This is a genomic window from uncultured Chloroflexus sp., assembly GCF_937129525.1.
Classification (GTDB): Bacteria; Chloroflexota; Chloroflexia; order Chloroflexales; family Chloroflexaceae; genus Chloroflexus.
This window is the reverse complement of the sequence record NZ_CAKZNK010000136.1, coordinates 1-22,632: the sequence shown is the minus strand read 5'-3', so window position 1 is coordinate 22,632 and position 22,632 is coordinate 1. Positions and strand designations below refer to the sequence as shown.

Annotated in this window: 17 protein-coding genes; 10 read left to right on the top strand and 7 right to left on the bottom strand. The window is 57.9% G+C overall.

From position 1 onward, the window contains the following. The first annotated feature begins 66 nt into the window (after nt 1–66). Nucleotides 67–678: a bacteriochlorophyll 4-vinyl reductase gene (gene bchJ / locus Q0650_RS16550; protein ID WP_298820967.1), complete on the top strand. Its 612-nt coding sequence runs from the start codon at nt 67–69 to the stop codon at nt 676–678. Nucleotides 679–752: 74 nt separating this feature from the next. Next, entirely contained in the window at nt 753–2,402 is a 1,650-nt protein-coding gene (gene bchE / locus Q0650_RS16545) for a magnesium-protoporphyrin IX monomethyl ester anaerobic oxidative cyclase (protein ID WP_298820964.1), read from the top strand. Nucleotides 2,403–2,462: 60 nt separating this feature from the next. On the opposite strand, the gene dnaG is transcribed toward bchE, so the two are convergent. From dnaG to smc, 4 genes are all read right to left on the bottom strand, one after another. Continuing rightward, nucleotides 2,463–4,436 carry a DNA primase gene (gene dnaG / locus Q0650_RS16540; protein WP_298820962.1) on the bottom strand — a complete coding sequence of 658 codons (1,974 nt, stop codon included), beginning with the start codon at nt 4,434–4,436 and terminating at the stop codon, nt 2,463–2,465. A gap of 73 nt (nt 4,437–4,509) precedes the next feature. After that, on the bottom strand, nt 4,510–5,577 hold the full coding sequence (locus Q0650_RS16535; protein WP_298820960.1) for a deoxyguanosinetriphosphate triphosphohydrolase: 1,068 nt from the start codon (nt 5,575–5,577) through the stop codon (nt 4,510–4,512). Nucleotides 5,578–5,636: 59 nt separating this feature from the next. Further along, the gene (locus Q0650_RS16530) at nt 5,637–6,260 is read right to left on the bottom strand and encodes a hypothetical protein (RefSeq protein WP_298820959.1); all 624 of its coding nucleotides are present in this window, start codon (nt 6,258–6,260) and stop codon (nt 5,637–5,639) included. Continuing rightward, nucleotides 6,257–9,823 carry a chromosome segregation protein SMC gene (smc, locus tag Q0650_RS16525; protein WP_298820957.1) on the bottom strand — a complete coding sequence of 1,189 codons (3,567 nt, stop codon included), beginning with the start codon at nt 9,821–9,823 and terminating at the stop codon, nt 6,257–6,259. The genes Q0650_RS16530 and smc overlap by 4 nt, the downstream gene beginning before the upstream one ends. A gap of 424 nt (nt 9,824–10,247) precedes the next feature. Here smc and Q0650_RS16520 point away from each other — a divergent pair, with 424 nt between their 5' ends. Further along, nucleotides 10,248–10,940, top strand: a complete 693-nt coding sequence (locus Q0650_RS16520; protein WP_298820955.1) for a hypothetical protein — start codon at nt 10,248–10,250, stop codon at nt 10,938–10,940. On the opposite strand, the gene Q0650_RS16515 is transcribed toward Q0650_RS16520, so the two are convergent. Further along, nucleotides 10,879–11,823 (bottom strand): DNA methyltransferase, encoded by a 945-nt coding sequence (locus Q0650_RS16515; RefSeq protein WP_298820952.1) that lies wholly within the window; start codon nt 11,821–11,823, stop codon nt 10,879–10,881. The two genes, Q0650_RS16520 and Q0650_RS16515, sit on opposite strands and share 62 nt — an antisense overlap. A 777-nt stretch (nt 11,824–12,600) precedes the next feature. Here Q0650_RS16515 and recO point away from each other — a divergent pair. From recO to Q0650_RS16495, 4 genes are all read left to right on the top strand, one after another. Next, nucleotides 12,601–13,404, top strand: a complete 804-nt coding sequence (recO, locus tag Q0650_RS16510) for a DNA repair protein RecO (protein ID WP_298820950.1) — start codon at nt 12,601–12,603, stop codon at nt 13,402–13,404. Next, nucleotides 13,401–14,090: a PH domain-containing protein gene (locus tag Q0650_RS16505; RefSeq protein ID WP_298820948.1), complete on the top strand. Its 690-nt coding sequence runs from the start codon at nt 13,401–13,403 to the stop codon at nt 14,088–14,090. The genes recO and Q0650_RS16505 overlap by 4 nt, the downstream gene beginning before the upstream one ends. A gap of 72 nt (nt 14,091–14,162) precedes the next feature. Further along, a complete protein-coding gene (locus tag Q0650_RS16500; RefSeq protein WP_298820946.1) occupies nt 14,163–14,981 on the top strand; it encodes a purine-nucleoside phosphorylase in 819 nt (272 codons plus the stop codon). 125 nt (nt 14,982–15,106) lie between these two features. After that, nucleotides 15,107–17,902 carry a C1 family peptidase gene (locus tag Q0650_RS16495; RefSeq protein WP_298820944.1) on the top strand — a complete coding sequence of 932 codons (2,796 nt, stop codon included), beginning with the start codon at nt 15,107–15,109 and terminating at the stop codon, nt 17,900–17,902. 67 nt (nt 17,903–17,969) lie between these two features. Here Q0650_RS16495 and Q0650_RS16490 read toward each other — a convergent pair whose 3' ends face one another. Then, entirely contained in the window at nt 17,970–18,623 is a 654-nt protein-coding gene (locus tag Q0650_RS16490; protein WP_298820941.1) for an HAD hydrolase-like protein, read from the bottom strand. A 247-nt stretch (nt 18,624–18,870) separates the two neighbouring features. Between Q0650_RS16490 and Q0650_RS16485 the strand changes: the two genes are divergently transcribed. From Q0650_RS16485 to Q0650_RS16475, 3 genes are all read left to right on the top strand, one after another. Continuing rightward, on the top strand, nt 18,871–19,851 hold the full coding sequence (locus Q0650_RS16485) for a MoxR family ATPase (RefSeq protein ID WP_298820939.1): 981 nt from the start codon (nt 18,871–18,873) through the stop codon (nt 19,849–19,851). Between the two features lie 10 nt (nt 19,852–19,861). Next, nucleotides 19,862–21,292 (top strand): VWA domain-containing protein, encoded by a 1,431-nt coding sequence (locus Q0650_RS16480; protein WP_298820937.1) that lies wholly within the window; start codon nt 19,862–19,864, stop codon nt 21,290–21,292. A gap of 133 nt (nt 21,293–21,425) precedes the next feature. Then, the gene (locus Q0650_RS16475; protein WP_298820935.1) at nt 21,426–21,854 is read left to right on the top strand and encodes a hypothetical protein; all 429 of its coding nucleotides are present in this window, start codon (nt 21,426–21,428) and stop codon (nt 21,852–21,854) included. Between the two features lie 103 nt (nt 21,855–21,957). Here Q0650_RS16475 and Q0650_RS16470 read toward each other — a convergent pair. Beyond that, nucleotides 21,958–22,632 (bottom strand): FHA domain-containing protein (locus Q0650_RS16470; protein WP_298820933.1); only part of this gene is annotated, 675 nt, incomplete at its 5' end.

The window sequence follows — 22,632 nt, the reverse complement described above, 5'->3', positions numbered from 1 at the left end:
TCGCGGTCAAAGATGTTACATTTAATGCATACGTTGACATTTCAAACAATGTTGTTGAAGCGTGCCATGCAAGATGTAGCGCAGGTTGCAGAAGTAGCTCGTATCGGGCCAAATTCGATCATCCAGACCGTGGCTGCCCTTCGTGAACAGTACGGCGCCGAGATGGTGGCGGCGTGGCTGCGTCGCACGGGGCGGGGTCATCTGCTCGAAACGATGCCCGACCATATGCTCGCCGAGAGCGAGTTTGGCGCGATGATCAACGATGTGCGTGAATGGTTGGGCATGGAGGCTGCAATGCGCGCACTCGACCGATCAGGCGAACTGACCGCAGCTTACGTCGCTACCAACCGGGTGCCGGCGCCGATAAGGCTCTTGTTGCCGCGTCTGCCGGTCGGATTGGCGCTACGTCTCTTTCTTCCTGCTATCGCAAAGCACGCCTGGACATTTGCCGGTAGTGGGCAGTTTGGGTACTCCCTGCGACCGCAATGGCAATTAACACTGGCTAACAGTGTCGAGGCGCGCGGCGTTCGCTCTGCTGAGCCGGTCTGTAGTTACTATCGGGCGGCGTTTGAGGGTTTGTTACGACGTGTGGTGAGCGATCGGATTCGGGTACGCGAAGTGACATGCCGGGCAACGGGTGCGCCACGCTGCACATTTGCCGTCACGTTAGCCGGTTGACCGAAGGTTTGTTCGTTCCTGTTTTGCGTTGTTGTAGTTCAGAGTTGGTCGTCAGAAAGGAAGAGAGGCCACGCATGCGGATCATGATGATCCAGCCGAACTACCATGCCGGTGGGGCTGAAATTGCTGGAAACTGGCCGCCGAGCTGGGTTGCCTATATCGGCGGCGCATTGCGCACCGCAGGGTTCAACAACCTGCGCTTCGTCGATGCGATGACGGAGGATCTGCCCAATGAGCAATTGCGGTTGATTCTGCGCCACAATCGGCCTGACGTAGTGATGGCCACGGCGATCACGCCGATGATCTACAAGGCGCAAGAGACATTACAGATCGCGCGCGAAGAATTGCCCAATGCGCGCCTGATCCTTGGCGGCATCCATCCGACCTTTATGTACGGTCAGGTCTTGACCGAAGCGCCCTGGATCGACTATATCGTGCGCGGCGAGGGCGAAGAGATTATTGTTGAGCTGATGCAGGCGATTGAAGCCGGCAGCGACCAGCGCGATCGAGCGAAGATTAAGGGTATTGCCTATCTTGAAGACGGCAAGGTTGTGGCAACCCCTGCCCGCGACCCAATCGCCGATCTCGATAAACTCACCCCGGATTGGAGTCTCTACGACTGGAAGCGGTATATCTACGTTCCGCTTAACGTTCGGGTGGCTGTGCCCAATTTTGCGCGTGGTTGTCCTTTTACCTGCCGCTTCTGCTCGCAGTGGAAGTTCTGGCGCCGCTACCGTGCCCGCAGCCCACAGAAGTTTGTCGATGAGATCGAGACGCTGGTGCGTGATTACAAGGTTGGCTTCTTTATTCTGGCCGACGAAGAGCCAACCATCAACCGCAAGAAGTTTACTGCTCTCTGCGAAGAGTTGATCCGGCGCAAGCTGCCGGTGTATTGGGGGATCAACACGCGCGTGACCGACATTCTGCGCGACGAAGCGCAATTACCGCTCTGGCGCGCCGCCGGTCTGGTGCATATCTCGCTCGGTACCGAGGCCGCGGCGCAGATGAATCTCGATCGCTTCCGCAAGCAGACTACCATCGAGCAGAATAAGCGCGCGATTGAGCTGATCAAGAAGCACGGTATGGTGGCCGAGGCCCAGTTTATCATGGGCATGGAGAACGAGACGCCAGAGACAATCGAAGAGACCTATCGCTACGTGCTCGATTGGAAACCGGATATGGCCAACTGGAATATGTACACGCCGTGGCCATTTGCCGAGCTGTTCGAGGAGTTGGGCGATAAGGTCGAGGTGCGCGACTATGCCAAGTACAACTTCGTGACCCCGATCATGAAGCCGGAGCAGATGGATCGCGAAGATGTGCTCAAGGGTGTGTTGCGCAACTATGCCCGCTTCTATATGCGCAAGGCCTTCCTGGAGTATCCGTTTATCAAGGATCCGTTCAAGCGGCGCTACATGTTGGGCTGTCTGCGCGCCTTTATGAAGACGACGGTTACCCGCCGCTTCTACGACCTGGGTCGGATCCACATGCGTGGCGCTCAGCTTGAGATCGATCTCGGTTTCGATGAGTCGCGTGTGCTGACGCCAGAGCAGATTGCGGCAATGAAGCAACAGAAGATCTTGAACGCCGATACCACATTTGGTGGCGCTGCCCCCGGTATCGATCCCGAAGACATCAAACTTCAGGCAGAAAATCCGCTCAACTTGCCGCTGGAAGTGGCGGTCAACGATCCCAAGACGCCGGCCAATCCGACAGCGCAATAGCGTTTCGCTATAACGCAAGCTTCTCTTGCCCCCACTCTGCCTGCGCGCGAGCGGGGGTGTTTATGTTTGCCCCAGGAGATCGCGCAGATCGGGGAAGGTGCTCGACCGGCGCGGTTGCGTGATCTGCTCGGCGTAGATGCTCAGTTCGCGGATATGATGCAGGATGCGTTGAATCTCTTCTTCGTTGGTGAGATCGCGCAAGTATTCGTTGTAGCGCCGAATCCGCGCCATGACCTGCGCTTTCCGCAAGAGGCGGGCGCACTGTTCGGCTTCATGGCGGTAACGAACATCGTCGGGACGGCGAGTCAGCACGTCGATCAACGCTTTGGCCGCGCCGGTCAGTGGTTCGCCAAGCCTTTCAACCCATTCGGCCAGGCTCTCGGCGTCGGTCGGGCGCAGTTCGAGCGGCGTGGCGAGATACGCGCGCCAGATCGCCTGATGGAGTGGTTCTTCAAGCAGGTCTTCCAGGCCGGCCCCAAACAGTGCGCCCGCTTCGCGCCGCCGCGCATTGTACTCTTCCAGCAGCTTCTCTATCGCCACATTGACGCTCGGGTAGCGCAAGGCCAGCGCTAGCAGGTAGGCTTCAATCTTGCGGCGCCATTCATCGGGCGGCGCGGTGGTAACCTGCGCAGCAACCGGTTCAGGCGGTGGCGGGGCGCCGCCACTACGGCGCGTTCGTTCGTGTCGTCGCGGCGGTTGCAAGCGCGCGCGCAGTAAATCGACGATCAACTCGCTGCGCACGCCGGTAAGCTGTTCGACGCGCGCCACGTAGACGCGCTGTGCCGCGCCGTCAAGTTCACTCAGCAGCGGGATGATGCGCTCAAGCGCCTGCCGCTGTTGGATCGGATCGCGCAGGTCAAGGCCAGCAGTATACGCTTCGAGATAAAAATCCATCACCGGCGCCGCCTGTTCGACCAACTGTTGCCAGAGTCTGGGATCGGTGGCAATCACCTCATCGGGGTCGCGTCCCTCTGGCAGCCGGATTATCCGGATCGTGACATCGTTTTCCAGCCGCACAATGCCTTGCGCAGTCGTTACGATGCGCCCTTCCCCCTCTTCTTCGGCGGTGGAGCGAATGGTTTCGAGGCCGCGCAGGGTTGCCTTCTGGCCGGCAGCATCGGCATCGAGCGCCAGATAGACGGTGTCGGTCAGGCGTTTGAGCTGATTGATATGCGCTTTACTCAGCGCCGTACCCAGGGGGGCGATCACGTTGCGGAAGCCGTGTTGATGCGCGGTGATCACGTCAATATAGCCCTCGACCACGACAGCGCAGTTCCCGGTGCGGATGGCATCGCGGGCTAGATCCAGACCGTACAGGATTTCGCCCTTTTTGAAGAGCGGCGTTTCCGGAGTGTTGAGATATTTCGGCTGCGCATCACCTAACGCTCTCCCGCCAAACCCGATCACCTCGCCGCGCGCGTTGCGAATGGGAAAGATAATCCGGTCGCGAAAACGGTCATATGGCCCGCGCTCGCCGGGGATGGCGAGTCCGGCTGTGATAATGTCTTCGACGCTGTAACCCTTTTTCTCGTGCAGATAATTGAATAGATGGCGCCAGTCGTCGAGGCTATAGCCGAGCTGGAAGGCATCAATCGATTCCTGATTGATCCCACGTTTGGTAACGTAGTCGCGGCCTGGCGCGCCGCGGCTAAGGTTGAGCAAGACGTAGTTGAAGTAGCGAGCTGCGACGCCATTGATCTCAAGCAGACGCGCCCGCCGGGCATCTTCCTGGCGTTGAGCGTCATTTTTCGGTTCCAGCCGAATGCCGGCCCGCTCGGCCAGCAGCTCTAACGCTTCCTTGAAATCAAGCCCCTGCTTGCGCATCACAAAATCGAAGACGGTGCCGGCAGCGTGGCAACCGAAGCAGTAGAAGCTTTGGGTGTCGGGGTAGACGTAAAATGCCGGCGTGCGACTGTTAGGGTGAAACGGGCAGAAGCCGACAAAGCTGCGTCCACTACGCCGCAGACCAACCCCCATCGAGTTGATGAGGTCAACGATATCGATGCTGGCTTTGATCTCGTCGATCACGCTCATAATCTGACCTGATCAACTACCTCTAATAAAGTTATGCGGTGTGTTGCCAGGAGTGATCCGCTGCTTTGCTCCGTTACCCCATCCACATCCGGGGCACAAAAATGCGTTCGAATACTGCTAGTGCATAGCGGTCAGTCATGCCGGCGATATAGTCAACTGCTGCCTGCTCGATCGGTTCGCCGCGCCGCTCGACGATTGCCATCAGATCACGTGGAATCGCTTCAGGGTGGCGGATGAAATGGTTGTAGAGCGTTTCAATGATGAAACGTACCTTCTCATCCTCTGCCTTGACTGCCGGTCGGTGGTACACCGTCTGGAAGAGGAAATCTCGCAGTTTGTTGGTGGCAGACAGGATTGTCGGACTCATTGCGAGGTGAGGCGGATCAGGTGGGGTGCCTTCACCGGTTGCCCACCAGTTATTGTAAATGAGATCGCTGACCATTGTAGATAGTCGTTTACTGTGGGTATCGCCGAGCAGCTCAATACAGTCTGCCGGTAAATCTTCCGGTCGGAGGATGCCGGCGCGAATGGCATCATCGATGTCGTGGTTGATATAAGCGATACTGTCGCACAATTTAATGATTTGACCTTCAAGAGTGCTGGCGATGCCCCAGGCTTTGGCGCTAATGTCACGCCGGCCCTTCGAATGCAAGTGAATGCCTTCGCGCACAGCGTAGGTAAGATTGAGACCTTCGCCGCCCTGTTCGAGCACTTCAACGATTCGACGCGATTGCTCGTTGTGGCGGAAGTGTCCGGGGCAGATTCGGCTGAGCGCAGTTTCGCCGGCGTGACCAAAGGGAGCATGGCCGATGTCATGACCAAGGCCGATGGCCTCGGTGAGATCTTCGTTTAGCCGCAGGGCGCGGGCGACGGTGCGCGCAACCTGAGTCACTTCGAGGGTGTGAGTCAGGCGGGTTCGATAGTGATCACCTAGCGGAGCAATGAAGACTTGCGTTTTGTGTTTCAGGCGGCGAAACGGTTTCGAGTGCAGAATACGATCGCGGTCGCGCTGGTAGGCAGTGCGAATCGGGCACGGAGGTTCGGGTCGGTCGCGCACAGCGTCGGCACTTTTAGCGGCAAAGGGCGAGAGAGTCTGCACTTCGAGCGCTTCCCGCATTTCACGCACTGAGGGCCGGTTCATGGCAACTCCATGGCTGGTGGTAGGTTTCGACCATCTGGCGTATGTTACTGTAGCACATGTTACCCGTCTCTGCCGGATTTTTCTCCCTGAGCCGCGCGCAATGCGGTTGAAGAGATGTCACAGCGAAAGAGGTGTTCGGGAATGGCGGTGAAGAGTTGTTCGTAACCAGTCGGCAGATGCAGATCCGCGAGCGTGTGAAACTGGCCGTCGGTCTGTCGACCGGCGACAAAAAAGCGGCAATTGGCAGCGGCAATCGCTGCGAAGGCGGCAGCCATTGCTTCAGCGCTACCGTAGTAGCGTGGCGTGACCAGCCGCAAGGCGGTGTCGTAGCCTAACACAAAAGCGCGGCCCGGATAGAGCCGCGCCTTCTGCACGAAGAGGGGGGCAGCGGATAAGATGACGTGATGGCGATGGCGGAATTGCGCTACCCGGCGCTCGATTTCGGCCAGCGATAGCTCGCCTTTGTCAGCATTGCGCACCGTCAGCTCGAAATGCACCGGCTGTCCGGTCATCACCACGACCGCCTGCTGCATACCCAGATGGCCCTTGTGCAGCGGATTGAAGCTACCTGGCAGAATCGCGCCCGGCGGTGGATCGTCAATCCGGATGGATCCATCTGGCGCGACCGTCAACGAACCGATCCGTCCACTCAAGAGATCGACCAGTTCGGAAGGCTGAATCATGACTCTGTCTCCACGTATTCTTCGACGCGCAGAGAGACAATGCGTGATGCGCCATCGTCACCCATACTTACGCCGTACAACGTGTCGGCTACCTCAATCGTACCACGGTTGTGCGTGATCACGATAAACTGGGTCCGGTCGGTGAGGCGGCGCAACATCTCGCGGAAGCGGCCAATGTTGCTCTCATCAAGCGCGGCATCCGTCTCATCCAGAATGCAGAACGGACTGGGATTCACCTTCAGTATTGCGAACAACAACGCCACAGCGGTGAGCGTGCGTTCCCCGCCTGAGAGCAGAGCGATGTTCTGCGGACGTTTGCCGGGCGGGCGGGCGATGATTTCGACCCCCGGCATCGAGTTTTTGCCGTTCCTGTCTTCGCTGTCGCCATCGGTTTCAACCAGTTCAAGCCGGGCATTGCCGCCGCCAAACAGCTCCTGAAAGGTGGCGCTAAATTCGGCGGCGACGGCCTGAAAAGTCTGCTGGAAGCGGTCGTTCATCGCGCTATCAAGCTCATCGATCAGATGGTGGAGGGTCGCGCTGGCAGCGCGCAGATCACTCGCCTGATTGGTAAGGAAGGCATGCCGATTGGCGGCTTCTTCGTACTCTTCCAGCGCCAGTGGGTTGATTGCGCCGAGGCGAGCGATGCGGGCGCGCAGCGCTTCAATGGCTGCTGGCAGTTCTGCCAGTGGTGGGCTATCGCCGGCAGGTGGCGTTGCGGTGACATCTACCCCATCGGCGACGGCCCGCTCAAAGAGCGTCTCCAGCCGGTCGGTGGCGCGTTGGGCTTCGCGAGCAAGGCGGCTATATTCGGCTTCGGCTGCCAGTAGATCGGCGGTAGCCTGCGACTCAGCCGCTTCCAGTTGCGCCAATTCGCTCTCGGCTGCGCGCAATTCTGCTTCGATCGGCTCGATCTGCACGCGCAGGTTGTTCAATTCGGACAACACCTCTTGTTGACGGGCCAGCGCTGTGGTGTAGGCCGCTTCACGCTGAGCGCGGTCAACGCGCAGACGTTCCAGCGTGGTTTCCAATTCGCGTTGTCGGTGGGCAAGGCTGGCCAGCGTTCGCTCATGACCGGCACGTAGATCGGTAAGCATTCGTTGCTGACTTTCAGCAGCAGCCATGGTTGCGCGCAGATTGGTCAGGCGTTCCTGAATGGCGCGGTCGGCATGGGCTTGCTGCTCTTGCTGTTCACGCAAGGCAGCGAGCGCCGACTCGGCAGCGGCGCGTTCATCACGCAACTGAGCCTGACGGGTGTGCAACGCTGCCATCTGCTCGTCAAGCGCGCGCAGTTCTTGCTCTAGCCGCTCTTGCTGAGTGACCACCCATTGCTGCTCTTGTTCGACCTGGCGGGCGCGACGTTGGGCCTGTTCCAGCGCGTTGCGGGCTGTCTCGCGTCGCCGCTGCGCTTCCCGCTCGGCCTGTTCGGCGCTGCGCAGGCGTGTCGTGGCCGCCTGTATCTCACTGTCGATGGTGGCTCGCTTCTGGTCAATGGCGGCCAGGGCAGCGCGCGCTGTGGCTACCTGTTCGGGTAACTCGCGTAGTTCGCGCTCGCGGCGTAACGCACCGCTTTCGCGCGTTGGCGCGCCACCGGTTACGGCGCCACCGCTGTGCACCTGCTCACCCGCCAGTGTCACAATCGTCCAGCCTGACGGCAGGTGACGCAACTCGGCGCGAGCCGCAGCGAGATCGGCTACGACTAGCACACGGCCAAGCAACTGTTCGACAACTACGGCATAGCGCGGATCGTACTCGATCAAGTCGGCAGCCACGCCGATCACCTGCGCCGAAAAGGCAGGACGGCGCGACTCGCCCGGTCGGCGCAGGGTATCGAGCGGCAAAAATGTGGCCCGACCAACCCCAGAACGACGCAGCTCGGCAATCGCATCTTCGGCATCTCGCCACTGTTCAACCACGATATGCTGCAATCGCGCGCCGAGCGCCACTTCAATCGCCGTTTCCAGCTCGGCTGGCACACGGATGAGTTGCTGGACGAGCATAAATCCGGCGCGACCGTTGCGTTCTGCCCATTCGAGCGCAGCTTTCACGCCGGCAAAAGCGCCGGTGTGAGAACGAGCGAGCCGACTAAGCGCTTCCAGGCGAGCTTCGCGCTCTGCCAGCGTATGGCGACAGGCGGCGCGCTCTTCGTCGGCAGCGGCGCGCGCAGCTCGTAGCCGGTCAAGTTCCTGGCGGGCGGCGCGCGTTGCCGCGCTCAGCGTTTGATACTCCTGTTCGGCGGTAGCGAGCGCTGCCTGCGCTTCGGCCAGCGCCGCTTGCGCGCCGGCAGTTGTACTGGCAGCCTGGGCCAGCGTCTCCGCCAGTCGTTCGATCTCGGTGCGCAAGCGGGTTTGCTGAGCCACAATCTGTTCAGCCCGACTCGTCGTGGCAGCTTCGGCGCGAGCAGCCTGTAACGCTCGCTCTTGTGCCGTCCGTAGATCGGCGGCTAACCCGGCGCGACGCTGTTCATCAGCATGCCGTTCGCGTTCAGCCTGAGCCAGATCGTGCTGCAACGCGGCGACTTCCCGGGCAAGGCGTGCCAGTTCGTCGGCCACGCGATCGCGCTCTTGTTCTGCCGCGCGCTGCTGCTCGGCCAGCGCAGTCATTTGCCGTTCCAGCTCGTCAATTTGCCGCGCAGCCGCTGCCAGCCGCTCGCGCTCGACCGCCAGATCGCGCTGCAACGTCTCAGCCTGATGGTGAAGCGTTGCAGCTTGATGATGAAACTCACCCAAAGCCTCACGCCGGGCGCGCAATGCATTGCGGCTTGCCTGCACGGCAGCAGCCAGCGCCGCCTGATTCGCCCGTCGGCGAGCCAGTTCATCATCGGCCTGCTGCGCCTGGATTTGCGCCTGCTGGGCTTGCTCCTCGGCTTCGCGCCACTGGGCGAAATGCCAGTGAGCCAGCAGCGTCTGCAATTCGGCCTGCCACTCGCGGTATTGACGGGTCTGTCCGGCTTGTCGGCGCAGCGCGCGCAGGCGCGGTTCGAGTTCGGCCAGCAGATCGGCTACCCGTTGCAGATTGGCCTCGCTCTCGCGCAGTCGCCGCAGCGCTTCTGCTTTCCGCAACGCAAAACCGCCAATCTCAGCCGCGTCTTCAAACAACCGCCGACGCTCGGCAGGGCGCAAGGTCAAGGCGGCATCAACCAATCCTTGATTGATGATCGTATACGACCCGCCGAGCGGTTCGACCGCAGCCAGCACATCACGCAACCGCACCCGCGCGCGATTGATAGAGTACTCATGCTCGCCTGAGCGCGTGACCCGCCGCGTAATCGTTACCTCATCGAAATCGAGCGGGATCAGGCGATCACTATTGTCAATCGTCAGCGCCACCTCGGCCAGGCCTGCCGGTGGTCGCCGACCGCCGCCGGCAAACAGGAGTTCGCTGGCCTGCTTGCACCGGAGTGTGGTCAGACTTTGCTCGCCGAGCACCCAGCGCACAGCGTCGGCCAGATTCGATTTGCCGCTACCGTTGGGGCCAACCACGGCGGTAATGCCTGGTTGAAACTCGAAGACGGTGCGTGAGGCAAACGTCTTAAAGCCCTGAATTTCCAGCCGTTTCAGATACATTCAACAACCACAATCGATACCGCGCCGCGCAAAGACCCCGGAGCGCAGCGCACTGAAATGATATTGTAGCGCAGAAATAGTGAGGAGCTGACATCCCATCTGGCGCGCGAGCTGATGTGAGGCAATCTGCTTTCATCAAACAAAACGCGCATCACCGCAAAACTTGCGGAAGATGCGATGATTGACAACCATCCCGGCGCCATTGTATCTGTGAGCGCGAATGGAAGGCGGCTGGCGGAATCCTGCGCGTCACTCGATTGATCGCTGTCGGGATGGATCAAGACAATTCACCGAGATTGTGTCGATTGAGCAATGAAGCAGATAGGGTAAGACAGGTAGCGCTCTGGTTGGCGTTGATCGCAACACTGTTGTAGCATAAATCCTGGTGAAAATGAGCACGTTCCTTAGGCAATCGGCGGGAACTATGAGCAATACTGATGAATGCCGGCAATATATGCCTGCGCAGGTCAAACTGGATTGTTTTAATCAACGCTGTACTCTGTCCTGTGGTTTAACGGTTGAGCACGCGCGGAAGGCAATGGAGGATTTCATTGAATTTCTCGGTTTCATCAATCAACAACTCTGCTCAAAAGGAATTCCGTCATTTGAAAGCCTGCTGATACCCGCTACCTTTAGCGGTATCGTGGGTGAGTATATCGCCATGAGAGTTCCTGAATATTCTGACTCTCTGGTCAAAAACCGTTACCATAATGGTCATCCGGATCTTATTCCCAAAGGAAAATTTGATGGTGATGCAGTGCAGCATGGGTCAGAAGGAATTGAGGTGAAAGCTTCAAGGTATGCTAGGGGATGGCAAGGACACAACCCGGAATCGAGCTGGCTCATGGTGTTTCACGTTGATAGTCATTCTTCAAATAGTATCGCCAGCGGCATACCGTTCAGTCCCTTCCGTTGCAAAGGTGTGTACGCAGCCAGACTCGATCAGAGTGATTGGGCGTTTGCCGGACGTTCAGAGACAAGCCGTCGCACCATTTACTGCCAGCGTGACTCGGAGCGGTCGCCAGAAAATGCTGGACAACTGGATGTACCAGGATTTACAGCAGCCGAAGCGATAGCAGGTTTTCTTTCACGTCGAGCGCAGACAAAACCGGGATAGCCTGTGCACTCAGATCGTAATATGGTCGATGACGCTCAATTCCCAGAGCAGCGTAACCAACTGCTTCGGCTGCGGCAAGGGTAGAACCGGAACCCATAAACGGATCAAGCACAACCCCCTTACCAAGCGGTAATGCGGCATACACGATCTGGCGGAGGAACGATTGTGGTTTGAGGCTCGGGTGATCGGCGATGGCGCGTTCCCGCTGTGGCGCTCGCTCGCTTGCGATGACATCTTCAAAGGGATTACCATCTGGTTTTCGCCGCAAACCACCGGTCTGAAACTGTCTCAGGCATTCACTGACTGTCATCCCATCTGGAAGCGGCTTGCGAAACATACCCCATGGCTCATAACACCCACGAGGCAGCGAGCAGACATCAGGGAACTCATCTTCGGCATTCTTTGGTCGATCACCACCGCGCAGCGTGCGCACTAATCGCGCGACCTGACCGCGAAACTCGAGACCTGCCTGAGCGATGGCAGCGAAGACAACCGGAGAAAGGAATACATTTGATGCAAGAAAAACGCGCGCTCCTGGACGCAACACGCGCATTGCCAGTGTTGCCCATTCGAAAAAAAAGTCGTAGATTCGCTCTCGCTCTTTTGGTGTCAGTGCCGTGAACCGGGGAACCGGCGATCGGGTGTGACCGTCAAACGACGGTGGAATGCGCCAGATCCCTCCTTTCTGGCGCGAACGCTTTGCTAACTGTTCACTATCATATTCCTTAACACCATAGGGTGGGTCGGTAACGATGGCGTGAATGCTTTCCGCTGGCGCGACGCGCATCCATGAAAAGCAATCACCGTAGAGAGCAATTGATGCAGTAAACGCTTGAAATTCGTAGTTGAGAGTGTAAGAATTTTTGAGATGTTCAATATCCATATTTGTCTCTTTGGAATGGAAAGTTGTGTTCATTGAGCTGTTGAGCTAATTTCATGCGCGCATCATTGTAGCTTTTCTTCAGTGACATTCACGAGTACATGGAAAGTTCGAGAAATTCAACGTGATAATTGGGTGAGAAAAATTGATGATAGAATGGTACACTTCAAATATTTTTTTGCTTCTCATCGATCCAGTGTGATCGATACTGGGGTGACTTTTTCCATCGATTGTTTCTACTCAGGCTGTCTGAATAGTACAATAGTTCTGATTTTTGTCAAATTCAAGTACGACTGTACATGAAATCCGCGCAAAAAATTCTCTGACAGCCAGACCGTTGGGTCGAGCTGACGCAACCGATGGATCGACTGCTCAACCAGAGCGCCATCGGCTGGCACGTGGGTGCTCGCATCCACTGGTCGCGTATTGGCGAGATCGTTTCCTCCGCCAGCTTGTTCCCCGGGGCAGTGAAGTGATATACCTGCCTGGGAAGCCAAAGGCCACAGTTGCGCTTGCTGTTGACGATATACCGTCTGATAGCAGCGAACAGCAAACGGGTGTGAGATCGATATTTGCCACCGGCGTCTGCCGCTTTGGGAAACGGCTTGATCGGCCTTTTATGAACAGCTATAATACGGACAGCGCAAAAGTACCGTCTGTCGTCTATCATGGGCGGCTGGCTTGTCAATCTTTTCAACTCATCCTGCGGGTAACAACTCTTCCCCGCACCAAGGCGCGGCGCTGGACAGTACCGGTCGCGCGGAATGGCAATCACGGCTCATGCGAGAGCGAGTCTATCGCAGCGAAGCAGTCATCCTTCGTCGAAGCGATTTTGCTGAAGCCGACCGGCTGTTGTTGATTGCAACACCTGCTGGCAAGCGGCGTGTTATCGCGAAAGGTGCGCGCAAGATGAAAAGCCGGCTTGCCGGCCATATCGAACTTTTTACCCATGCCCAAATGATGCTTGCCGTTGGGCGGCAGCTTGATATTGTTACTCAGAGCCAGATTGTGAATACATTTCCCGCCCTCCGCGCTGATCTGACCCGACTCGGGTGTGGTTACTATGTTGCTGAGTTGTACGATCGGCTTACCGTTGAGGCCGAAGAAAATCCGCCCCTTTTTCGTTTACTGGTTGAGGCTTTATCGTCGCTCGATCGCAGCCCCTTGCCAGAACTGACATTGCGCAGCTTCGAGTTGCATCTCCTCCATCTGCTCGGTTATCGTCCTCAACTTCACCGATGTGTCGTGTGCGACGAGTTGCTCACGCCTGCTGCTGATCGGTATAGTCCTGCACTTGGCGGTGTGCTTTGCCCTCGTGATCGGGTCGCCGATCCATCAGCGTTACCGATGAGTGAAGCAACGTTCCGCCTGTTGCGTTATTTACAAGCGCAACCGGTAGCGGCCAGTGAGTCGTTGCGCATCGCGCTGGCTACTCGCCAGGAAGCGGCAGCTTTGCTACGCGCCAGTTTGCGCCATTTGCTCGAACGCGATCTTAAATCGGCTGAGTTTCTCGATCGTCTGTTATCGTCTCAGTTTGCAATGATGACAACTCAATTGCCTACCGCAGAGGAGGGCGGGCCATGAGTTACGTTGAAAGCCTGCTTGGGCGGGGCGAGCAAATTCTGTACGTTGCCCGCCAACACATTTTTGTCCTGATTGTTAACATTCTGGCCGAGTTGGGACTGATTGCCGTATTGATTGCCGCCGGTGTCATCTCGAATCTGGCATTTCGGAACAATCCCACTGCTATGATTGGCGGAATCAGCATCAGTAATCTCATTTTGCTGATCTGTGTTGTGATCAGCATCATGGTGCTGATTAGCGGATTTCTCGATTTTCTACGCTGGAATTCAGAACAGATCGTGATTACCGACCGGCGGGTATTGCAGGTGCGTGGCGTGTTTAATAAGCGTGTGATCGATTCGTCGCTGGAAAAGATCAATGACATTGAGCTGCGCCAGAGTATTTTGGGGCGTATCTTCAATTTTGGCACGATTGAGATATTGACCGCTTCTGGGAGTGAAGGGGCAAATGTGATGGATCGCATCGAGGCGCCGCTTGAGTTCAAGCGCGTTTTGCTCGAAGCGAAGCACAATCTTGACCGCGGTTATGGCTATCTTGATACCGATAGCTACATGCCCGGTCGGCCTGTCGGTGGCGCGCTCGATATTCAACGCACCCTGGAAGAGCTGGCGCGCCTGCGCGACCGCGGGATTTTATCGCCTGAAGAGTTCGAGGCGAAAAAACGCGATCTGCTTAGCCGGATTTAGTCGTGTGACCGCGATCCGGCGGAATGCCGATAACCGTTACAGGAGTTTCCTTGCAGGTAAGATGGGTGACAAATGTATAACGACATCGAACAAGCGCGCGCAGCCATCGCGCCGCGATTGCGTCACACGCCGCGAGTGGGGCTGATCCTCGGTTCTGGCCTCGGCGCGCTGGCTGATGAAATGGATGACGCGGTCGTCATTCCCTACCGTGACATTCCCGGTTTTCACGAACCGAAAGTGGTCGGTCATCGCGGCGAGCTAGCCGTCGGTCTGCTGGCCGGGCAACTGGTGGCGGTCATGCGCGGTCGCTTCCATTTCTACGAAGGCTATAGCATGCAGGAAGTGACTTTTCCGGTGCGGGTGCTGCGCGCGCTGGGTTGCGATACCCTGATCGTTACCAATGCTGCCGGTGGTTTGCGCGCCGACTGGCAGGTTGGCGATATTATGCGGATCAGCGATCAGATTTTCTTGCCGGGTATGGCCGGTCACCATCCATTGCGTGGCCCAAATGACGAGCGGCTGGGGCCGCGTTTTCCGGCAATGGTGGGCGTGTTTGAGAATGAGCTGGTGTCGCTGACGCGCGCTGTTGCCTCAGATCTGGGCATTACCTTGCGCGAAGGGGTCTACTGCATGCTGAGTGGCCCTCATTTCGAGAGCGCCGCCGAGATTCGAATGGTGCGGATGTTAGGAGCCGATGCAGTAGGTATGTCAACTGCGCCGGAAATTGTCGTTGCCGTGCATAGTGGCATGCGCGTGCTGGGTTTTTCGTTAATCACCAATCTCGCGCTGCCCGATGGTCCGCCAGCGAATCATGAAGAGGTGATTGCCGCTGGCGAAGCGGCGAAACCGCGTTTTGCTGCGTTGCTGCGCGGGATACTGGCGCGCATGTGAAACTTGCGGCGCGACGTAGACCTTTATTGCGCACGGTAGTATTGGTCAAGATGATCCGTGGCTCGCGTTCACTTTGGTCAGGTCGCCTGCCTCTAACCCTGTGCCGTATGTAGACAGGAGCTGCTATGCGTGCCCTAACTCCGCTGAGCGAAGTGTCGGCAATCGATGACGCCACTCGCGCCGTTTTGGCTGAATACTGGATCACAAGCGTCGAAGAGCTGGTGGCAACGGCGCGCTCAAGCAATGCTGGTCTGGGGAACGGTTTGGCTGCGCTGGCGCAGGTGTTGGGGCGCGGCGAAGATGATGTCCGGGCGATGGTAATGGCGGCGCTTGAAGTTGTGCCTGATGCCAGCTCGTTTAGCGTTGATGTGGCGATGGAACCGGTCGGCACCGGCGCGATTTTCGACGATCTGCCCGAAGTAGACGCCACCGCGTTCAGTCCGCCGGTTGGCTTGCCCTCTGAAGTCTTGCCACCGCTGGCTCTGCCACCGCCGATCAGTCAGGGGCCGCGCAATACCTGTGTTGCGTTTACCATCGCCGCAATGGTACAGGCGCTTAGTCGCGATCCGACCGATCTCTCCGAGCAGTTTATCTACTGGATCAGTAAAGACCGTGATCGCATCCCCGGTGATGTCGGTACTAACCCGCTGATCGCGTTACGAGCTGTCGCCGAACTGGGTGTCTGTCGTGAAGAGACGTGGCCGTACCGGCCTGAACCGGTTGATCAGCTCAATCCTGGCCACGAGCGGCCCAGTGATGCGGCCTTTCGCGAAGCCAGACAGCGCCGGATCAGTGGTGTTGAGCAATTGCCGGCGCGCGATGTGAATCAGATTAAGGCTGCCCTGGCTGCCGGTCGGCCCGTTCTGATCGGTTTGATGATCGGCGAGCATTGGACGAGTAGTGGCCAGGTGCGCCGGATCGGGCGTGTGCGGCGCGCCTTGCCCGGCGAGCAAAAATTGGGTGGCCACGCAATGTGTGCGCTCGGCTATCGTGACGATCCGACCGCGCCCGGCGGTGGCTATTTCATCGTCCGCAACTCGTGGGGCAGCGACTGGGCGAACGAAAATCCTGACGGGCCTGGCTACTGCCATGTGCCGTACCAACTGATCTTCGACGAAGGACTGGCGGCACTGGTGGCGACCGGTGTGATTATTGAGCGGCCCGCAGAAGCAACTCCCACAATGGGAGCGTCGGCAACAAGCGATTTGGCCGCTATTCTGACCGAGGCGCAGGCGATCCGCGCTCGTCTCGATGCGCTGATCGCGCGGATCAGCGCATTGGCGGGCAATCAACCGGTAGCAGCGGAACCGGCTATCGCGCCACCATCGCCGCCGGCACCGCCGCCGCCGGTTGTTGCCGGCTATAGCGGCCCCCTGATCCTCATTGCCGAAGCGCAGAATCCTGATGAACTCTATCCGAATGGAATCGATGGTCGGCGTGGCGAACCGTTGCTGCGTATCGATTCCAGAACAGCCAGCGAACTTGCCCGGCGCAGCGAAGACTCTAAAGAGTTGCAGACGTTGCATAAAACCCGCAATGAGGCCGAGGAAAAGCACTTTGGCGTCGTTGCCGATGTCGATCAAGAGGATCTGTCGCAGGCACGCTGGGCAGTAGTGGTGAGCGCAACCGATGATGCGGCTATCATCAAGGCATTGTGGCCGCTCATTGAGCATCGCGCTCAACAGCAAGGAATCTCGTTGCCGGCAGTCTCATTCCGTGATGGCGAGACCTGCGCCGAATGGGCTGGACGCTACGCCGATCTCAAACAGCCATGGGAACTGCGCGCGCCGGTGCTGGTGCATCGCCCAAACGAACGAGTTAATGGCTGGCTGGCGCGTCACGGCACGATGGTTGGCCCGGTCAAGCCCAGTCAGGGTGTTCCCTTTTACCTGTTGATTGCGGCTCGTCCCGGCCCGCTGACTCCAGGCGATCAAGCTTTTATCAGCTTTAACTTCCAGTACGAACTTGACATCTTCTGGGGCGTAGGCCGCGTCTGCTTTACCGATGAGCAAGGCCGTCACCGCTATACCGATTACACCACTTACGCGCAACGATTGGTTGATTACGAGCGACGGCAACCCGATGCGATCCGTCTGCGGCGCGAAATCGTCTACTTTGGCACCCGCCACGATCTTGATAAGTCTACCGAGCGGAGCGCGCTGGAACTGGTGACGCCACTTGCTCAGTGGCACGATCGCGGTTTGCCACAACAGCGCGGCTTTGCCAAACGGCTATTGCTGGCAAAAGATGCCACGCGCAGCAATCTCGAACGCTCCTTGCAGGATAGTAACCTGCCACCGGCTATCTTCTTTAGCGCTACGCACGGTCTGGGTTTGCCGGCGGCTGACCGCGACTTGATCCATCACCAGGGAGCGCTGGTGACGCAGGATTGGACAGGTTTTGGCGGAATCAAGCGCGAGCACTGGTTTGCCGCCGAGGATTTGACCTCCAGCCTCTCGCTAGAGGGTATGGTTGCGCTACTGTTTGCCTGCTATGGCGCCGGCTGTCCGCAGCAAGACGAATTTATCTTCGATCCGGATAAAGGTCGTCCGATCATTGCGCCCTTCACCTTCGTTGCCCGGCTGCCCCAACAGATGCTGCTGCGCGGTGCGCTCGGTGTCGTCGGTCATGTCGAGCGTGCCTGGACGTACAGCTTCGGCATAGATAGCGCGCGCAGTCAGACGCAAGGCTTTGAAGATGTGATTGGACGGTTGGTTGTTGGTAAACGGCTCGGCAGCGCAACTGACCAGTTCAACATTATTCAGGCGGCGCGTTCGATGACTCTGGCCGAAGAGCTGGAAAACATCAAATTCGGGAAACAACCTGATCCGCGTGAGTTGTCAACCTTGTGGATGGCGCGCAACGATGCGCGTAACTATATGCTATTGGGCGATCCGGCGGCGCGCCTGGCGATTGCCTGATAGCGCCGCCGGAGCAGTGGCAACTCGTCCCGATTGAGGGATCGGGCAGAGAGCAGGCCGATTTAGATCACAAAACCAGCTCTCGCAATGCTTCTACCGATCGGGCAAGTGCCAGCGGCGCCGCCAGATAGAGATCCTGATACGCGCCGTAGCCATAGGTTACGGCGATGCACGGCATTCGATGTGACCGCGCGCCGCTGATGTCGTAAATTGTATCCCCTACCATCACCGTCCAGGGGCGATCAGCGCCAAGCTGTGGCAGCAACGTGGCAATCACCATCGCTTTATTGCCGTCACGGTCGTCCGGATCGACTGCGGCAATCGCCTCGAAGAAGGATTGCAGGCCAAAATGGGCCAGAATGCGCTCGGTCGGCGGACGAATTTTCGATGTCGCGACAAACAGCCGGATACCGGCTGCTTGCAAGTCACGCAAGAGTTCGGGGATGCCGGGAAAGACCGTATTCTCAAACATCCCTATCTCCCAGTAGCGCTGGCGATAATGAGCCACCGCCTGATCGGCCAGCGCCGGATCGCCGAGCACCCGCTCAAACGAGGCGTGTAATGGCGGCCCAATCCAATCGCGTAGTTCGGCGTCGCTCAATGGCGGGTGTCCGATCTGCGCCAAAGCGTAATTGACGCTGCGGGCAATTCCGGTAAATGGTTCGGTCAGAGTGCCATCAAGATCGAACAGGATGGCGCGGAAACGAAGCTGTTTGTTCATGCCGGATAGTATACCGCAGGAATAATGACCGGTCTGCGCGGTTAAACAGTGTTATAATGAAGGTATCTGGAACACTGGACAAAAACCATGCAGATAAAGATTGCCGGGAATGTCGTCACCTGTTTCCACCAGATAGTATTCCAATCACCGTATCGTCAACGGAGCAATGCCTGTCTTTTTCTTCAGGCACGAGTGTCTGACTGCACGATAGTGCTTCGCCAGCCGTTCACCATAGAAAGGCCCTCGCATGTTCAATTCAATGGCTGATGTGCGTGAGTTATTGGGGCGACAGAATTACATCGCCTCTGATGAGATCAGCACCGCGATTTTTCTGGCCGAGCGGCTAGGTAAGCCGTTGCTGGCTGAAGGCCCGGCTGGTGTCGGTAAAACTGAACTGGCAAAAGCATGGGCAGCAGCGCAGGGACGCGAATTGATCCGACTTCAGTGCTATGAAGGCCTTGATGAGACGAAAGCGCTCTACGAGTGGGAGTACGCCAAGCAGTTGCTCTACACCCAGTTGCTGCGTGACAAGTTGTCGGATCTGCTCGGCGATGCGCAAAGTTTGCGCGAAGCGGCTGACCGGCTTGCCTCGCAAGAAGATGTCTTCTTCTCTGAGCGGTTCCTGCTCCCCCGTCCCCTCTTGCGCGCCATTACCAGCGATCGACCGGTAGTGCTGCTGATCGACGAGATCGATCGCGCCGACGCCGAGTTTGAGGCGTTTTTGCTTGAGGTGTTGAGCGATTTTCAGGTTTCGGTGCCCGAGTTAGGGACATTGAAAGCCAAACACATCCCGACTGTGATCCTCACCTCAAACAATACCCGTGAACTGAGCGAGGCCCTCAAGCGGCGTTGCCTGTACATCCATATCGATTATCCCGATCTGGAAGCTGAGCTGCGTGTTGTTCAGTTGAAAGTGCCAGGCCTGGCGCCGAAACTGGCCCGTGAAGCAGTGGCGCTCGTTCAGCGTCTGCGCGCGCTTGATCTCAAGAAGCATCCAAGTGTGTCTGAGACGCTTGACTGGGCGCGCGCGCTGGTGGAATTGAACGCCCGTCAGCTTGATAAGGCAACTCTCGATACCACGCTCAATGTGCTGTTGAAGTATGAGAGCGATTTGCAACGGGCGCGGCGGTTGTTGCAACAGGGTGATCGACCAGATCGACCAGACCGACCAGATCGTCCTGATCGACCGCGGGGTGGCTATCGAGGGAGCGATTGGACAAATAACTAGCGGAGTCGCCATGGATCGACGTATTGCTGAGTTCATTGCCGGGCTGCGCGCTGCTGGTGTGCGGATCAGTGTTGCCGAGTCGGCAGATGCGATGCGCGCTATTGAGCAGGCCGGGATTGCTGACCGGGATATTTTTCGTCTTGCCCTTCAGACTGCTCTGATCAAAGAGCGTCAGGATCAGGCTGTCTTCAACGAACTCTTCCCGCTTTACTTCGGCAAAGATGCGCCACCAGCGATGCAGCAAGCCGGTGGCGGGCAGCTTTCACCTGAAGAACAGCGACAATTGCTCCAGCAGCTACAGCGGATGCTGGCCAATATGCCTCCTGGCCCGCTTGGTCAGCTCTTCCAGAGCATGGTTAGCGGTCAGCCTCTGAGCAATCAGCAGATCCGCGCGATGCTGAGTCAAATCTCACCGCCGCATCTGACCAATCCTCGCTACCGTGATTGGATGGCGCGCCAGGCAATGCGTGAATTGCAGATGAACCGTCTGCAACAGATGTTGCGCCAACTACTTGAACAGTTGCGTGCCCAGGGGATGCGGGAAGAAGCCTTACGCGCTATCGAACAGGCTGCTCGCGAGAATCTGGCTGCGCTCGAACAACAAATCGGTCAGCAGGTAGCGCAGCAGATGCAAGAGCAGGCCCAAGGACAGGGGCCGCGTCAGGGTCAGGGTCGACCGGGTGAACGCGAATTGCTCGACATGCCGCTCGAACGGATTGATGAGAGCCTGTTGCCTGAAATGCGCGCCCTGGTGCGCAAACTGGCTGCGCGCCTGCGCACCCGGCTGGCCTTGCGTCAGCGTCGCGGCAAGACCGGCACCCTCGACGCAAAGGCAACTATTCGCACCAATCAGCGTTTTGGCGGCGTGCCGATGCTTGTTCGCCATCGCAAACGCCATCTCAAACCGAAACTGCTTATCCTCTGCGATCGCAGTGTCAGCACGCAGCAGGTGATGTCGTGCATGTTGCTAATGATCTACGCTCTGCACGATCAGGTTAGCCGCACGCGCTCATTTGCTTTCATTGACCGTCTCTACGACATGTCGCACTACTTCGCCGAGTCGCGTCCTGAGCAGGCTATTGCTCAAGTATTGACCGAGATTCGACCGACCCGCAGTTACAGCACCGACCTCGGCAACGCACTGGCTGAGTTTTGCCGCGATCAGCTCCATCTGGTTGACCGACGCACCACTGTCATTGTGCTCGGAGATGCGCGGAACAATGACAACGATCCCAATTTGCCAGCGTTCGAGCAGATTCGTCGCCGGGCGCGCCGGATCGTCTGGTTTGCCACCGAAGAGCGGTGGAAGTGGGGTGTTTACGATCCTGGTTCGCTGAGTAGCGATATTTATAAATATGCGCCGATGTGTGATGCGATGCACGAGGTGACGACGCTGCGCCAGTTAGCTACAGCTATTGATCGGTTGTTCTTGCACCCGTAGCAATGAAACGGCTACTACGCGGTCAATCATCGAATCCGGCGCGAAGTCGCTCATGTCTGCGCCGATTGACAGCGTTGTGTCACGCTGGCATTGTGGTAGCGCAGATTCCTGGAGTTGCAGAGAGGTAGTGCCCATGCGGGTCATCATTCGCGAAATATTGAACGTTGGCGGTTTCTTCGCCGGTGAAACGGTTACACTGGCAGCGCAGCTCTGGCCGGATGGTGGCCCAGAGCAGATAATTACCATTGACGATGCTGCCCTGGTTAACGTGACGGCGCGACATCTGCTGACGCCGGGAATGGTGTTGGATCTCACCCTGGCCGGCGATCGCGTTGAGCGGGCGTTGTTGCTGGGCGCTCCTGATCACGCCTCATTGCGCGCAGCCTGGCGTCAACCTTCGCTTGAGTTGCTGTCGGCGCCACGGGTACTCAGTTTCCGTTGCCCTGCCTGCCGGGTCTGGGCTGTGGCGGTTGGCGATCCACCGGTTTGTGCCGTGTGTGGTCAACCAGGGCCACAGCTCGATCAGTCGTCGTCAAGGCAATTGACCGAAGCGCAGGCTTGAGGTATAGACCGGTAAGCGCGTTTTAGTCAGTGGAATTAATCACAGCAATATTGACATCCGGCGAGGACGAAGCAATGCGCGCGCTTTATCCTCGCCGAGCTGTTTAGCCAAGGCGGAAAGTTGCGACCAGTCGTCCGAATTGCAACTTTGTGCCATCGCTGATTGGCGTTGGCGTTTGTGGTTCAATCCGGTTGCCGTTTACGCGGGTGTGATTGGTGCTGTTGAGATCGATGATACTCCACTGGTTGCCAACGCAGACAATTCTGGCATGCTGGCGACTTACTCCGCCCGTTTCACCGCCATATGGCGTCAAGTCAATTTCCGGGAAGATGTTACTCACCGGATCCTCGCGCCCGATCACATACTCACTCTTGCCTGGAGGCAGCATAATCTCACTCCCATCTGCCAGTATCAGACGGGCAACGACCGGTGATGTTTCAACGATCGGAGTAGCAATCGGCGTGGGTGCAGCCGGATGGAAGTGTGTGGGAGAGGAAGCAGTCGGCGCGTTGCCGATCAGCGCCGCCAGATCCGCCTCAGTTTTCGCCAGTTCGGCGCGCGCTGCGTCAAGACCGGCCATAATGAACGATGGCACACTGCCCGCCGGGTAGCGCGCAGCCATCTGCTCGTATTGCGCCACCGTGTCGCGATGCGCAGCCAGCAAGGCTTCCAGGCGCGCCACTTCGGCTGGATCGGGGCCACTGGGGAGCGCTGCCAGCGCTGCCTCGGTTTTCGCCAGTTCGGCGCGCGCTGCGTCAAGGCCGGCCATAATGAACGA